We start from the raw sequence: 13,200 nt of genomic DNA on the forward strand, positions 1-13,200 counted from the left end.
CCGACTGGGGCAAGGCCTCGGCGCATTTCGGGCTGGGAGTCACGATCTTTGCCGTCTCGGCGATGCTGGCCTGGAAGGTCGAGGACATCCGCGTGGTGCAGGAGGGCGAAAGCTTCCCGCTGGGCAGCTACACGGTGCGGCTGGACAAGGTCGAAGAGGTCGAGGGGCCGAATTACAGCTCGACCATGGGCACGATGACGGTGACGAAGGGCGGCGTGCCCATAGCGGTGCTGAACCCCGAAAAGCGGTTCTACCCCGTGGCGCAGATGCCCACGACCGAGGCCGCGATCGACTATGGCTTCACCCGCGACCTCTATCTGGTGCTGGGCGACCGGCAGAAGAGCGGCGGCTGGGCCGTGCGCAGCTATATCGAGCCCTTCGCCAACTGGCTGTGGGGCGGGGCGATCATCATGGCGCTTGGCGGGGTGCTCAGCCTGTCCGATCGGCGCTATCGCGTGGCTGCGGGCGCCCGGCGGCAGGATTTGGCGGGAGTGCCGGCGGAATGACATCGCTCAAGTCGCGGTGGGGTGGAATCCCACCCTACATCCTTGCCCTGTTCCTGATGCTCAGCCCCGCATGGGCGGTGCAGCCCGACGAAATGCTGGCCGATCCCGCGCTGGAAGCCCGCGCGCGGGCGATCAGCCGCGACATCCGCTGCCCTGTCTGCCAGGGCGAGACGATCGACGATTCCAATGCTCCGATCAGCCGGGACCTGCGGCTGATCATCCGCGAGCGGCTGGTGGCCGGCGACAGTGACGCGGAGGTGGTGGATTTCATCGTCGCTCGCTATGGCGAGGGGGTGCTGTTCAAGCCCAGGGCCGAAGGGGTGAACCTGGTCCTGTGGCTGGCAGGCCCCGCGCTCTTGCTTGCAGGCATTGCGGTTGCGGTTGCGGCAGGGCGGCGGCGGGCAAGACCCGAGGCCGCGCTCAGCGCCGACGAAGAGGCGCGGCTGCGCGAAATCCTGAAACAGTGACGCCGCGTCGGGCTTTGGCCCGGGGGGGGCCGGTCGGTCTATCCAGTCAAGGGCGCAAACATGCGAGGGGCAGGCCCTCACCCCCATCCCCTCCCCACGGAGGGGGAGGGGAGGCGCCCATGGCCAAGGGAGGAACGGATGGCAGAACTTGTGCAGGTGGAGGCGGCAGGGGGCATCTGCCGGATCACGCTGAACCGGCCCGAGCTGATGAACGCGCTGAACCGTGAGTTGCGGCGGGAACTTACCGCCGCGCTTCTGGAGGGGCACGGGGCGCGGGTGATCGTGCTGACCGGCGCAGGGCGGGGGTTCTGTTCCGGGCAGGACCTGAGCGATGCCTCGGGTCTGGACGAGGTCGGGTTCGAGGCGGTGCTGAACGACGAATATGTGCCGATGATCCGGGCGATCACCGAGGCTCCGGTGCCGGTCATCGCCGCCGTGAACGGGGTGGCGGCGGGGGCGGGGGCGAACCTGGCGCTGGCCTGCGACCTGGTGATCGCGGCGGAAAGCGCGGTCTTCATCCAGGCCTTCACGCGGATCGGGCTGATCCCGGATGCGGGCGGCACCAGTTTCCTGCCGCGCCGGGTGGGGTTGCAGCGGGCGATGGGCGCGGCGCTTCTGGCCGAACCCGTCCCTGCGCGCCAGGCGGCGGACTGGGGGATGATCTGGGAAGCGGTGCCCGACGACCGCTTTGCCGAGGTGGTGGCGGCGCGGGCGACGCGGCTGGCGGCCGGCCCGACTGGGGCCTATGCGGCGCTGAAGGTCGCGCTGCGCGGCGCCTTCGACCAGAGCCTTGAGGATCAGCTGGCAGTCGAGGCGCGGTTGCAGGGGATCTGTGGGCAGTCGGCCGATTTCCGCGAGGGCGTGGCGGCTTTCCAGGAGAAGCGCGCACCTCGGTTCACGGGTCGATAGTCGCGGGTCGGACTGAAGCCCGACCTGCGGGCTTCCGGTTCGGTCACACGCCGCGTTTCAGGGCAGCGACACCGGTGCGCGCGATCTCCACCAGGCCGAGGGGGCGCATCAGGTCGGCAAAGGCGTCGATCTTTTCCGGTGTGCCGGTCATCTCGAACACGAAGCTTTCCAGCGTGGAATCGACCACGTTCGCTCGGAAGATCTCGGCCAGCCGCAGCGCCTCGATCCGGTGGTCGCCCTTGCCCTTGACCTTGACCAATGCCAGTTCGCGCTGGACCGAGGGGCCGTCCATCGTCAGGTCGTGGACGGCGTGGACCGGGACCATGCGGGAGAGTTGCGCCTCGATCTGGTCGATGACGGCGGGGGTGCCGCGGGTGACGATGGTGATGCGCGAGCGGTGGCCGGTGTGGTCCACCTCGGCCACGGTCAGGCTGTCGATGTTGTAGCCGCGCCCGGAGAAGAGGCCGATCACGCGGGCCAGGACGCCGGGTTCGTTTTCGACGATGACGGCGAGGGTGTGGGATTCCTCGACCTCGGAATTGGCCGAACGGAGGTCATAGGCGGAATGGCTGGTCGAGCCTTTCTTGATGTTCAGTGCGGACACGGGGGATTACCTTCCGTTGAGGGGTGGCATGGGGTCTAGAAGCCGATCCAGGCAGGACGGCCGATACGGCGGATGACGGCGTAGATCAGGAGCGGGCCAATGATCCCGGCCAGCGTCCCGGCGATCATGTGCAGGGTCAGATCTTGCGTCAGGCGGACCAGCACCGCGCGGGTGCCGGCGGAAAAGATGGTGTGGGCGAGGTAGATCCCCATCGAGGAGACGCCGAGCCAGGCGAAAAGGCGCAAGAGGGGGCCGCTGCGCGCCGCGGTGAGCGCATGGATCACCGCCAGCGCGGACAGCGAGAGCGCGATGCCGAGGAGTTGGGTGGTCAGCAGCGTCTCGGGCAGTCGGAAGCTGAGCACCTGCAAACCGATGAAGGCCAGGGCGGCGATGACCAGCGCCGTAAGGCCTTCCGGCCGGACGCTCGTCTGGCCAAGCGCGAGGCCGGTCAGGAAGGCCCCGGCATAGGTCAGTGCACCGAAGGTCCAGGGGGTCAGGCCGTAAGGGGTGAAGCTGGAGCCCAGCACCATCAGCGCGGCCAGCATCGCCCAGGCTGGCGCGGGCAGAGGGCCGGTGATCAGCCGGATCAGGGCAAGCACGGCGAGATGCTGGAGGAACAGCGCCCAGAGGAACCAGAAATGGTCGCGCGGCGGCAGGGGCCAGAAGGCCAGGCTCTGCCAACCGTCGAGCCGGGTGTTGGCCGCGTCCCCGGCGGCGAGGCGCGCGGCGGCGAAGAGGTAGGTCCAGAGGACCAGCGGCCAGATCAGGCGGGTCAGGCGGCTGCTCGCGGCCTCGGCAAGCGGACGGCGGAGCGCCCAGGTCTGGAAGGTCATGCCGGAGAGGATGAAGAACATCGGCATGTGGAAGTTGTAGATCAGCCGGTCGATCAGGCGGAACAGGTCGGGGTTGCCGATCATCCCCGCGCTGTCGAGGCCGCGCCAGACATGGCCGATCACGACCAGGAGGATGCCGATGCCCTTCGCGACATCCAGCGACAGGTCGCGGGTCATGACGCTGGATTCGGCGGTCTGGATCATGGTCGATCTGCCTGCGGCTGGTCGGCCGGACCCCGGACCGAACTCCGGGGTCCGGGCGCATTACACCAGCACCGCCCCCGACCGGAACGCCTCGGCGTCGGCCGAGAGCAGCATCTCGTTGTGCGGCTTGCCCGAGGGGATCATCGGGAAGCAGTTCTCGTGCTTTTCGACAAGGCAATCGAAGATCACCGGACCGTCGTAGCGGATCATCTCCATGATCGCATCGTCGAGGTCCTTCGGATCGTCGCACTTGATGCCCTTGCAGCCGAAGGCCTCAGCCAGCTTTACGAAGTCCGGCAGGCTTTCCGACCACGAGGAGGAATAGCGTTCGCCGTGCAGCAGTTCCTGCCACTGGCGCACCATGCCGAGGCGTTCGTTGTTAAGGATGAACTGCTTGACGGGTGCCCGGAACTGCATGGCGGTGCCCATTTCCTGCATGTTCATCAGCCAGGACGCCTCGCCGGCCACGTTGATGACCAGCGCCTCGGGATGGGCGATCTGCACGCCGATGCTGGCGGGCAGGCCGTAGCCCATGGTGCCGAGGCCACCGGAAGTCATCCAGCGGTTCGGGTCCTCGAAGCCCAGGAACTGCGCGGCCCACATCTGGTGCTGGCCGACCTCGGTGGTGATGTAGCGGTCCATCCCCTTGGTCAGCGCCTCCAGCCGTTCCAGCGCGTATTGCGGCTTGATCGTGGTGGTCGAGGGCTTGTAGGCGAGGCACTTCACCGCGCGCCACTCGTCGATCTGCTTCCACCATTTCGCGAGGCCCGCCTTGTCGGTCCGGGACCCGCGCGCGCGCCACTGGCGCAGAAGCTCTTCCAGCACCTTCGTCACGTCGCCAAGGATTGGCACATCGACATGGATGACCTTGTTGATCGAGGAGGGATCGATGTCGATATGCGCCTTCTTCGAGCGCGGGCTGAAATCCTTGACCCGGCCGGTGATCCGGTCGTCGAAGCGGGCACCGATGTTGATCATCAGGTCGCAGCCGTGCATGGCAAGGTTGGCCTCGTAAAGCCCGTGCATCCCCAGCATGCCGATCCAGTTCTTGCCGCTGGCCGGATAGCAGCCGAGGCCCATCAGCGTCGAGGTGATGGGGAAGTTCGTCTCGGCCACCAGTTCGCGCAAGAGCTGGCTCGCGCGGGGGCCCGAGTTGATGACGCCGCCGCCGGTATAGAGGATCGGGCGTTCGGCGGTTTCCATCATCTCGACCAGGCGGGCGATCTGGTCCGGGTCGCCCTCGGTGCGTGGCTGGTAATGTGACACCTTGGCCTTTTCGGCGGGCGTGTAGTCGGCGGTGGCGAACTGCACGTCCTTGGGGATGTCGATCAGCACCGGGCCGGGGCGGCCGTGGGTGGCGACGTGGAAGGCCTGATGGATGGTCTCGCTGAGTTTCGCGGTGTCCTTCACCAGCCAGTTCATCTTGGTGCAGGGCCGGGTGATGCCCACCGTGTCGGCCTCCTGAAAGCCGTCGGTGCCGATCATGAAGGTTGGGACCTGACCGGTCAGCACCACGATCGGGATCGAATCCATCAGCGCGTCGGTGAGGCCGGTCACGGCGTTCGTCGCCCCCGGACCCGAGGTCACCAGCGCCACGCCCGGCTTGCCGGTCGAACGGGCATAGCCCTCGGCCATGTGCACCGCGCCCTGTTCGTGGCGGACGAGGATGTGGCGGATGTCGTTCTGCAGGAACAGTTCGTCATAGATCGGAAGCACCGCGCCGCCGGGATAGCCGAAGACGACCTCGACGCCCTGATCCTTCAGCGCCTGGACCACCATCTTCGCACCGGTCATCTGCTTCGACATTTCCCGCGTCTCCGTTCTCGCGCAACAAAAAGCCCCCGAGGTTTCCTTCGGGGGCGCATGGGAACCGTTATGGTCAACCGTCACCGGCCCATGCGCGTCCTTCCTACGATGACAAGAAGTCTGGCCATTTGGACCACCCTTGACGTTTCGGTCGGAACAGTAGGGGGGGATATGCCGGGCGTCAACGGGATTTGCAAACAGAAAGTGTCGCCGTTTGCCGGGAACTTTGAACTTTTGTTGCGATCCGGCGTCGCGGTGCGCAACTTTCCTTCGCTCACTCCGGCCTGGCGGGAGTTGCCCGCGGGGCGCCGCCAGACTCAGGCCATCAGCCAGACATAGCTGCCGTAGAGCGCCAGAAGCGCCAGACCGGCGGTCCTGGGCAGGCCGTTCAGGAGCAGCGCGACCGCAGCCAGCCCGAGCGAGGACAGCGCCACCCACCACATGTCGCTGTCGGCAAAGCGCGGTTCGGCCGGAATCGGCGCGATCAGGGCGGTGATGCCGAGGATCCCGAAGATGTTGAAGATGTTCGAGCCGACCACATTGCCCACGGCGATCTCGGTGTGCTTGCGGAAGGCGGCGATGACGCTGGTCGCAAGTTCGGGCAGCGAAGTGCCCACGGCGACGATGGTCAGGCCGATCACCGCCTCGGGCACGCCGAAGGTCTCGGCGATCTGCGTGGCGCTGTCCACCAGAAGCCGGGCGCCGATGACCAGCCCCACGAGCCCCGCGCCGGTCATCAGCCACGGCTTCCAGGACTGGCCCATGGTTTCGTGGCCGGGTTCCGGCGGGTGGCCGCTGCCGACGACGAAGGCGGTGGTCAGGAAGGCAATGAGGCCGGCCACAAGGATGACGCCATCCATCCGCGAGATGTTGCCGTCCAGCAGCATGACCCAGACCGCCGCCGTGGCTGCCAGCATGAAGGCGAGGTCGCGCCAGAGCTTGCGGCCAGGCAGGACGAGGGGCGCGATCAGCGCCGAGATGCCGAGGATCAGAAGAACGTTTGAGATGTTCGAGCCGATCACGTTGCCGATGGCGATGCCCGGCCGATCGGCCAGCGCAGCCTGGACCGACACGATCAGTTCCGGCGCCGAGGTGCCGAAGCCGACGATGGTCAGGCCGATCAACAGCGGCGACAGGTGGAACTTGCGGGCAATGGCCGATGCGCCGCGCACAAGGGCCTCGCCCCCCGCCACGAGGATGACGAGGCCGACGACGAAAAGCAGATAGGTCAAGACATTCACCCGGTTTGTTTCGGGCAGAGGTTGGTGCGCCGCGGCGGAATGCAAGGGGGGAGCCGTGCGATTTCGCAGCGCAAGGCAGGGATCCGCCGCACGTCACCCGGTCGGCGTGTCCGGCCGGTAACAGACCGCGTTCAGCTTGTTGCCATCCGGGTCGCGGACGTAGGCCGCGTAGAAGTGCGCCCCGTAGTGCGGGCGCAGGCCCGGCGCGCCTTCGTCTGTGCCGCCATGGGCCAGCGCCGCGGCATGGAATGCATCCACCGCCGCGCGCGAGGGGGCGAGGAAGGAGACCATCGTGCCGTTTCCCGGAGTGGCGGGAGCGCCGTCGAAGGGCTGGGTCACCCACAGATGCGGCCCCGGATCATCCAGCCCCCAGGCGGCTGAGCGGTCCTCGGGGTCGTAGTCCTCGATCCGCGTATGGCCGAGCGGGGCAAGGACCGCGTCGTAAAAGGGCAGGGCACGGGCGAGGTCCTTGGTGCCGAGCGAGACGTAACTGAACATGCGGCAGGGCCTTTCGCGTCAGGTGATTCTTGATCCGAGAAGAAGATTTGCCCAGCTTGCAGGCAGTTGTCTGCACCACGGCACCCCTGCCGGGTAATGATAGCGCCAACACAAGGTGGCAATCGGGGCCGGCACGCGGGTGGTAAGGTTTTCTGACCAGATTCGCAGGCCTGATGCAGTTTTGAGTTCTCATCTTGTGCAAGCTTCTCTACGGTCTACTTCGCAGAGATGCCCGCGCCGGGGCCAGCGATCCCGGGCGGGCCAACAGTGGAGGAGAACTGCATGGATCGACGCTCATTTCTGACCAAGGCTTCCGCCGGCGGTGTCGCCGCTGCCGGTGCGGCTGCGCTGGCAGCGCCGGCAATTGCCCAGGATGCGCCCACCGTGACCTGGCGCGTCACATCTTCCTTCCCGAAGTCGCTGGACACGATCTACGGCGCCGCCGAGACGATGTCGAAGTATGTGGCCGAAGCCACTGACGGCAAGTTCCAGCTGCAGATCTTCCCGGCGGGCGAACTGGTGCCTGGCCTGGAGGCCGCCGATGCGGTGTCGCAGGGGACGGTCGAGGCCTGCCACACCGCCAGCTATTACTACTGGGGCAAGGATCCGACCTACGCGCTGGGGACCACGGTGCCCTTCGGCCTGAACTACCGTCAGATGAACGCCTGGCTGTATCACGGCGGCGGCATCGACATGCTGAACGAGTTCTTCAACACCCAGAACCTGCACTATCTGCCCTGCGGCAACACCGGGGTGCAGATGGGCGGCTGGTATCGCAAGGAGATCAACAGCCTCGCCGATCTTCAGGGCCTGAAGATGCGTATCGGCGGATTTGCCGGCAAGATCATCGAGAAGATCGGTGTCGTCCCGCAGCAGATCGCCGGCGGAGACATCTATCCGTCGCTGGAAAAGGGCACGATCGACGCGGCCGAATGGGTCGGCCCCTACGATGACGAAAAGCTCGGCTTCTACAAGGTCGCGCCCTACTACTACTATCCCGGCTGGTGGGAAGGCGGCCCGACGCTGTCGACGATGGTCAACCTGGCCAAGTGGAACGAGCTGCCCAAGTTCTACCAGGGTGTTCTGGCGACGGCCTGCGAGGCGTCGAACTCGAACATGATGGCGAACTATGACTACAAGAACCCGACCGCGCTGAAGAGCCTTGTTGCGAACGGGGCGCAGCTGCGGCCCTTCCCGCAGGATGTTCTCTCGGCGGCCTATGATGCGGCGATGGCGACCTATGCCGAAATCAGCGCCACCAACGCCGCGTTCAAGAAGATCCACGACAGCCAGACTGCGTTCAAGAAGGACGCCTATCTCTGGGCACAGATCGCGGAATACAACTACGACGTGTTCATGATGACGCAGCAGCAGGCCGGCAAGCTGTAAGGCATCCAGACCAGAGAAAAACCGAGAGGCCCCGGAGCGATCCGGGGCCTTTCCAGTTTGCGTTGGTTCATTCGCCGGAACGGCCCGCTCGCACTGGTCAGGGAGTGATGACCGGTGCGCCCAGCCGGGGCAGGCCGCCCGGGGCCGGGGCCTCGCCCTGCGGCGAAGGCGTCGTCGCTCCGCCCAGGTTCGGTGCGCCAAGCGTCGGAGCGCCCGGCAGGCCCGGCAGTCCCCCTGGTGCGACTGGTGCGGTGCCCTGACCTCCCGGGTCCATCGGCTGGAAGCCCGGCACCTTGATCTCGATGGTCGAGGCGTCCACCACCGGCCCCTTGTAGTGCATCACCATCTGCGGGAACAGCACCACGGCGAAGATCATCAGCACCTGGATGATGATGAAGGGGATCGCACCCTGATAGATCTGTCCGGTCTTGATCCCGTCCATCTTCTTTCCGGTGACCTTGTCGAGATAGGGCACCTTGGCCGCGACCGAGCGCAGGTAAAAGAGCGCAAAGCCGAAGGGTGGGGTCAGGAAGCTCGTCTGCAGGTTCACCCCGATGATGACACCCAGCCAGATGAGGTCGATCCCAAGCGTCTGCGCCGGCGCGATCAGGAGCGGGATCAGGATGAAGGCGATCTCGAAGAAGTCGAGGAAGAAGCCCAGGATGAAGATGATCAGGTTCACCACGAAGAGGAAGCCGTACTGGCCCCCCGGCACGGCGGTCAGCAGTTCCTCGACCCAGATGTGGCCGTTCACGCCATAGAAGGTCAGGCTGAACATCCGCGCGCCGATCAGGACGAAGAGCACGAAGGCAGACAGCCGCGTCGTGGCCGCCAGCGCCGACTGCACCATCGGGATGGTGAAGCGTCCCTTCGCGAAGGCGAGCACCATCGCACCGACCGCCCCCATGGCCCCACCCTCGGTGGGTGTGGCGAGCCCGATGAAGATGGTGCCGAGCACGAGGAAGATCAGCGCAAGCGGCGGGATCAGCACCATGATGACCTGCTGCGCGAGCCGGGACAGAAGATTCAGGCCCGCATAGCGATCGGCCAGGGCGTAGAGATAGATCGCCACCGTTCCGATCGTCGCCCCGAGCACGTCGGCATTGGCGCCCCAGTCGGCATAGGCCCAAAGATGAGCGCCATAGCCGATGCCCGACGCGGCTGCGAGTGCGACCAGAAGCGAGGTCACGCCACCGCCCAGCGTCCGTGCCTCCGGGGGCAGGGCGGGCACCTTATGGGGCTGAAAGATCGCGATCATCGCGATGTATCCCAGATACATGCCGGTGAGCACCAGACCCGGGATCAGCGCGCCCTTGTACATGTCGCCGACCGAGCGGCCCAGCTGGTCGGCCAGGATGATGAGCACGAGGCTCGGCGGAATGATCTGTGCCAGCGTCCCCGAGGCCGCGATCACCCCGGTCGCCGTACGCCGGTCGTAGCCGTAGCGCAGCATGATCGGCAGCGAGATCAGGCCCATGGCGATCACCGAGGCCGCGACCACGCCGGTCGTGGCCGCCAGCAGGGCGCCGACCAGGACCACGGCAAAGGCCAGGCCCCCGCGGATTGGTCCGAAGAGCTGGCCGATCGTGTCGAGAAGGTCCTCGGCCATGCCGCTTCGTTCGAGGATGATGCCCATGAAGGTGAAGAAGGGGATGGCAAGCAGCGTTTCGTTGGACAGGATGCCCCACAATCGCTGCGGCATCGTGCCGAGCAGGGGCCAGTCCAGTGTGATCTCGCCGTTGGAGTAGGGCGCGAGCCAGACGCCGATGACGAAGAAGATCAGCCCGTTCGCCGCCAGCGAGAAGGCAACGGGGTAGCCGAGCAGCAGGAAGACGACGAGGCTGGCGAAGATGATCGGCGCCATGTTGTGCGCGAGGATCTCGATCATTTGCGCACCTCTTCGGTCTGGGACTGCACTTCGGCCTTGAGCTCTTCGACCTCTTGCAGGGCGTGGTCCTGGGCCGAGACGAAGGGATGGGGGTCATCGATCAGCCCGCGCATCACGGCGATCTTCTTGACGATCTCGGCCAGCGCCTGTGCCACAAGTAGCAGGAAGCCCGCCAGCAGGATCGCCCGCGCCGGCCAGATGATAAGCCCACCCGCGTTGGTCGAGACCTGGCCCGAGTTGTAGGCCTGCATGGTGTAGGGCCAGAGATACCAGGCCATGAGTGCGGCGAAGGGCAAAAGGAAGAAGATGTGCCCGAAGAGGTCGATCCAGTGCTGGGTGCGGCGCGAGCGCGAGGCATAGAACACGTCGATGCGGATGTGTTCGTTCTGCTGCAAGGTGTAGGCCGCAGCGCCCATGAAGGCCGCTCCGAACAGATACCATTGCAGTTCGAGCCAGGCATTCGAGGACAGGTTGAACAGCTTTCGGCTCACCGCATTGCCAGCGCTGACCAGAACGGCCAGCAGGATGAGCCACATGACGATCTTGCCGATGAGCTCGGTCACGCGATCGACGCCCCGAGACAGGGCCAGCAGGACCTGCATGAATTGGGTTCCTCCCCTGGATCGCCACCGGCTTCTCCGATGGACCAATTATCTGGTAAATTAATCTGACCAATTAGCGCAACTCATGCCCGCAGGTCAAGCCCGTTGGGGTGCACCGGTCACTCCAGGGTCGCGACGCGTTCCTTGAGCCGCTGCCCGACCTCGGCGATGGCGCGGATGACGGGCATGAACTCGCGCCCCAGGTCCGTCAGCGCGTATTCGACCGAGGGCGGAGAGGTTTCCATCACGGACCGGGTCAGGATGCCCCGGTCTTCCAGTTCGCGCAAGCGCTGGGTCAGGACCTTGGCCGAAACGAGGGGAATATCCCCCCGCAATTCGGAAAAACGCCGGGGACCGGAGGACAGATACCAAATGATGTTCGGCGTCCAGGCCCCGCCGATGAAGGCCATGCAGTCGGACAATGGGCACATCGGATGCGGCGTGCGGTTCTTGCGGCGGATCAGGGCCATCGCGGATCTCCGGGCGGTTACCGGGCGGATACCTCATTCTGGAGATTACCGCAAGTTACTGTGTTACCTTTGGTTATCATGTGCGCTAGCCATGTCGCACCGACAACCAAGGAGACGACGATGAAACTCTACATCAAACCCGGCGCCTGCTCGATGGCCTCGCATATCATCCTGGCCGAAATCGGCGGTGATTTCGCGGTTGAGATCGTGGACACCGCGAATGGCGAGACCGCAAGCGGGGCGAACTACCGCGAGATCAATCCCAAGGGAAAGGTGCCGGCCCTGGAGGTCGGGGGCGAAGTCTTGACCGAAGGCCCGGCGATCCTGCAATTCCTGGGCGACCGGGTGCCCGGCAAGGGGCTTGCCCCGGCGCCCGGCACCCTGGCGCGGGCGCGGGTGAACGAGGTGCTGAACTTCACCGGGACCGAACTGCATGTGGCCTTCGGACCGCTGTTCAGCCCCTCCGCGACCGAGGCGCAGAAGGACGCTGCCCGGCAGGCGGTGGCGGGCAAGCTCGACTGGCTGGAGAGCCGGCTGGCCGATGGGCGGACGTATCTGACCGGCGAGGCCTTCGGCATTGCCGATGCCTATGCCTTTGTCGTCGCCAACTGGGCGAATTTCACCGGGATCGCCCTGTCGCGCTGGCCGCACCTGTCGGCCTTCATGGCCCGGGTGGCGGCCCGCCCTGCGGTGCAGTGCGTGCTGAAGGCAGAGGGACTGGCGGCATGAGCGGCACAGCGGTGGATTTCCCAGGGGTGGCGGCCGTGGTCGCGACCTATTTCGACGGGCTGCATTTCAGCGACACCTCCCGCTTGCGGCAGGTGTTCCATCCGAAGGCGCAGTACGTCTGCGCGACCGACGGCACGCTGCTTTACCGCGACATGGACGCCTATTTCCCGGTGGTCGATGCCAGACCCTCTCCGGCTTCGCGCGGAGAGGCGCGGCGCGACGAGATCGTCTCGATCGACTTCGCCGGGCCGGTGACGGCGCGGGCCGTCCTGCGCTGTTCCATCGGGCCGAGGCGGTTCACCGACTTCCTGACCCTGATCCGGCTGGAAGGCCGCTGGCAGGTGATCTCGAAGGTGTTCCACTATGACGAGGAGGCCTGAGCATGCCCTTTGTGAACATCAGGATCACCCGCGAGGGCGCAACGGCGGCCCGGAAGGCCGAACTGATCGCCGGTGTGACCGACCTGCTGGTCCGGGTACTGGACAAGTCGCCGACGACGACCTTCGTCGTGATCGACGAGGTCGCCATGGAGGACTGGGGCATCGGCGGCTTGCCGGTAGAGGCCTACCGGGCGCGGGTTCGCTCCGATGGGTGAGGGCCTGCGCGATGTGGCCCTGATGGTCGCGGCGGGGATCGGCATTCCGGTCCTCGCCGCGCTGAACACAGCCCTGGGCCATCGGATCGGCTCTGCCAATGCGGCCGCCGTGGTGCTGTTTGCCGTGGCGCTGGCGGCGGCGCTGGCGGTGCTGGTCGCTACCGGAGAGGGCAGGGCGCTTGGCCGGGTCGCCGGACAACCGCCGGTCCTTCTGCTCGCTGGATGCCTGGTGGCCTTTTACATCCTGTCGATCACCCATGTCACGCCCCGTTTCGGCCTGGCGCGGGCGATCCAGTGCGTGCTGCTGGGTCAACTGGTCAGCGCGGCACTGATCGATGCGACCGGGTTTGCGGGGCTGGCCTCAAGGCCGATCAGCGGCGAAAGGATGCTGGGGCTCGGCCTGATGGCGGCCGGGGTGCTGCTCAGCCAGCGCGGCTAGGCAAGGGCGAACGGCGCAGT

At 66.0% G+C, this 13,200-nt stretch carries 16 protein-coding genes; 8 read left to right on the forward strand and 8 right to left on the reverse strand.

The window, feature by feature from the left end; all coding sequences use genetic code 11:
• From ACK4IU_RS13425 to ACK4IU_RS13435, 3 genes are all read left to right on the forward strand, one after another.
• A partial coding sequence (locus tag ACK4IU_RS13425; RefSeq protein ID WP_409736026.1) for a cytochrome c-type biogenesis CcmF C-terminal domain-containing protein occupies positions 1–506 on the forward strand: 506 nt, incomplete at its 5' end.
• Positions 503–973 (forward strand): cytochrome c-type biogenesis protein CcmH, encoded by a 471-nt coding sequence (locus ACK4IU_RS13430; RefSeq protein WP_409736029.1) that lies wholly within the window; start codon positions 503–505, stop codon positions 971–973. The genes ACK4IU_RS13425 and ACK4IU_RS13430, both read left to right, overlap by 4 nt.
• A gap of 138 nt (positions 974–1,111) precedes the next feature.
• On the forward strand, positions 1,112–1,882 hold the full coding sequence (locus ACK4IU_RS13435) for an enoyl-CoA hydratase-related protein (RefSeq protein WP_409736031.1): 771 nt from the start codon (positions 1,112–1,114) through the stop codon (positions 1,880–1,882).
• Between the two features lie 43 nt (positions 1,883–1,925).
• On the opposite strand, the gene ilvN is transcribed toward ACK4IU_RS13435, so the two are convergent.
• The 5 genes from ilvN to ACK4IU_RS13460 all read right to left on the reverse strand — a co-directional run bounded on the left by ilvN (position 1,926) and on the right by ACK4IU_RS13460 (position 7,068).
• Positions 1,926–2,486 (reverse strand): acetolactate synthase small subunit, encoded by a 561-nt coding sequence (gene ilvN, locus ACK4IU_RS13440; protein ID WP_409736034.1) that lies wholly within the window; start codon positions 2,484–2,486, stop codon positions 1,926–1,928.
• A gap of 35 nt (positions 2,487–2,521) precedes the next feature.
• On the reverse strand, positions 2,522–3,523 hold the full coding sequence (locus ACK4IU_RS13445) for an acyltransferase family protein (protein WP_409736036.1): 1,002 nt from the start codon (positions 3,521–3,523) through the stop codon (positions 2,522–2,524).
• A 60-nt stretch (positions 3,524–3,583) separates the two neighbouring features.
• Positions 3,584–5,329, reverse strand: a complete 1,746-nt coding sequence (locus ACK4IU_RS13450) for an acetolactate synthase 3 large subunit (RefSeq protein ID WP_409736039.1) — start codon at positions 5,327–5,329, stop codon at positions 3,584–3,586.
• A 317-nt stretch (positions 5,330–5,646) separates the two neighbouring features.
• Positions 5,647–6,561 (reverse strand): calcium/sodium antiporter, encoded by a 915-nt coding sequence (locus ACK4IU_RS13455; RefSeq protein WP_409736041.1) that lies wholly within the window; start codon positions 6,559–6,561, stop codon positions 5,647–5,649.
• Positions 6,562–6,663: 102 nt separating this feature from the next.
• Positions 6,664–7,068 (reverse strand): VOC family protein, encoded by a 405-nt coding sequence (locus tag ACK4IU_RS13460; RefSeq protein WP_409736044.1) that lies wholly within the window; start codon positions 7,066–7,068, stop codon positions 6,664–6,666.
• A 282-nt stretch (positions 7,069–7,350) separates the two neighbouring features.
• Between ACK4IU_RS13460 and ACK4IU_RS13465 the strand changes: the two genes are divergently transcribed.
• Positions 7,351–8,457 (forward strand): TRAP transporter substrate-binding protein, encoded by a 1,107-nt coding sequence (locus ACK4IU_RS13465; protein WP_409736047.1) that lies wholly within the window; start codon positions 7,351–7,353, stop codon positions 8,455–8,457.
• 97 nt (positions 8,458–8,554) lie between these two features.
• On the opposite strand, the gene ACK4IU_RS13470 is transcribed toward ACK4IU_RS13465, so the two are convergent.
• The 3 genes from ACK4IU_RS13470 to ACK4IU_RS13480 all read right to left on the reverse strand — a co-directional run bounded on the left by ACK4IU_RS13470 (position 8,555) and on the right by ACK4IU_RS13480 (position 11,417).
• Positions 8,555–10,345: a TRAP transporter large permease subunit gene (locus tag ACK4IU_RS13470; RefSeq protein WP_409736050.1), complete on the reverse strand. Its 1,791-nt coding sequence runs from the start codon at positions 10,343–10,345 to the stop codon at positions 8,555–8,557.
• Entirely contained in the window at positions 10,342–10,947 is a 606-nt protein-coding gene (locus tag ACK4IU_RS13475) for a TRAP transporter small permease subunit (protein WP_409736053.1), read from the reverse strand. Before ACK4IU_RS13475 ends, ACK4IU_RS13470 begins: the two co-directional genes overlap by 4 nt.
• Positions 10,948–11,066: 119 nt before the next feature.
• A complete protein-coding gene (locus ACK4IU_RS13480) occupies positions 11,067–11,417 on the reverse strand; it encodes a winged helix-turn-helix transcriptional regulator (RefSeq protein ID WP_409736055.1) in 351 nt (116 codons plus the stop codon).
• A 120-nt stretch (positions 11,418–11,537) separates the two neighbouring features.
• Here ACK4IU_RS13480 and gstA point away from each other — a divergent pair, with 120 nt between their 5' ends.
• The 4 genes from gstA to ACK4IU_RS13500 are packed head-to-tail and all read left to right on the forward strand — an operon-like array spanning position 11,538 to position 13,180.
• Entirely contained in the window at positions 11,538–12,146 is a 609-nt protein-coding gene (gstA, locus tag ACK4IU_RS13485) for a glutathione transferase GstA (RefSeq protein ID WP_409736058.1), read from the forward strand.
• Positions 12,143–12,526 carry a nuclear transport factor 2 family protein gene (locus tag ACK4IU_RS13490; RefSeq protein ID WP_409736060.1) on the forward strand — a complete coding sequence of 128 codons (384 nt, stop codon included), beginning with the start codon at positions 12,143–12,145 and terminating at the stop codon, positions 12,524–12,526. Before gstA ends, ACK4IU_RS13490 begins: the two co-directional genes overlap by 4 nt.
• Before the next feature lie 2 nt (positions 12,527–12,528).
• Complete coding sequence (locus ACK4IU_RS13495; RefSeq protein ID WP_409736063.1) at positions 12,529–12,741, forward strand: tautomerase family protein; 213 nt, start codon at positions 12,529–12,531, stop codon at positions 12,739–12,741.
• On the forward strand, positions 12,734–13,180 hold the full coding sequence (locus ACK4IU_RS13500; protein ID WP_409736066.1) for a DMT family transporter: 447 nt from the start codon (positions 12,734–12,736) through the stop codon (positions 13,178–13,180). Before ACK4IU_RS13495 ends, ACK4IU_RS13500 begins: the two co-directional genes overlap by 8 nt.
• Positions 13,181–13,200 lie beyond the last annotated feature (20 nt).

Source organism: Tabrizicola flagellatus (assembly GCF_046295235.1).
Lineage (GTDB): Bacteria > Pseudomonadota > Alphaproteobacteria > Rhodobacterales > Rhodobacteraceae > Tabrizicola > Tabrizicola flagellata_A.

Excerpts from the sequence above, each read along its gene's own strand:
- ACK4IU_RS13445 (WP_409736036.1), bottom strand. The coding sequence starts at position 3,523 with ATGATCCAGACCGCCGAATCCAGCGTCATGACCCGCGACCTGTCGCTG.
- ACK4IU_RS13465 (WP_409736047.1), top strand. The coding sequence starts at position 7,351 with ATGGATCGACGCTCATTTCTGACCAAGGCTTCCGCCGGCGGTGTCGCC.
- ACK4IU_RS13450 (WP_409736039.1), bottom strand. The coding sequence starts at position 5,329 with ATGTCGAAGCAGATGACCGGTGCGAAGATGGTGGTCCAGGCGCTGAAG.
- ACK4IU_RS13475 (WP_409736053.1), bottom strand. The coding sequence starts at position 10,947 with ATGCAGGTCCTGCTGGCCCTGTCTCGGGGCGTCGATCGCGTGACCGAG.
- ACK4IU_RS13470 (WP_409736050.1), bottom strand. The coding sequence starts at position 10,345 with ATGATCGAGATCCTCGCGCACAACATGGCGCCGATCATCTTCGCCAGC.
- ACK4IU_RS13495 (WP_409736063.1), top strand. The coding sequence starts at position 12,529 with ATGCCCTTTGTGAACATCAGGATCACCCGCGAGGGCGCAACGGCGGCC.
- gstA (WP_409736058.1), top strand. The coding sequence starts at position 11,538 with ATGAAACTCTACATCAAACCCGGCGCCTGCTCGATGGCCTCGCATATC.
- ACK4IU_RS13460 (WP_409736044.1), bottom strand. The coding sequence starts at position 7,068 with ATGTTCAGTTACGTCTCGCTCGGCACCAAGGACCTCGCCCGTGCCCTG.
- ACK4IU_RS13435 (WP_409736031.1), top strand. The coding sequence starts at position 1,112 with ATGGCAGAACTTGTGCAGGTGGAGGCGGCAGGGGGCATCTGCCGGATC.
- ACK4IU_RS13490 (WP_409736060.1), top strand. The coding sequence starts at position 12,143 with ATGAGCGGCACAGCGGTGGATTTCCCAGGGGTGGCGGCCGTGGTCGCG.
- ACK4IU_RS13430 (WP_409736029.1), top strand. The coding sequence starts at position 503 with ATGACATCGCTCAAGTCGCGGTGGGGTGGAATCCCACCCTACATCCTT.
- ACK4IU_RS13500 (WP_409736066.1), top strand. The coding sequence starts at position 12,734 with ATGGGTGAGGGCCTGCGCGATGTGGCCCTGATGGTCGCGGCGGGGATC.
- ACK4IU_RS13480 (WP_409736055.1), bottom strand. The coding sequence starts at position 11,417 with ATGGCCCTGATCCGCCGCAAGAACCGCACGCCGCATCCGATGTGCCCA.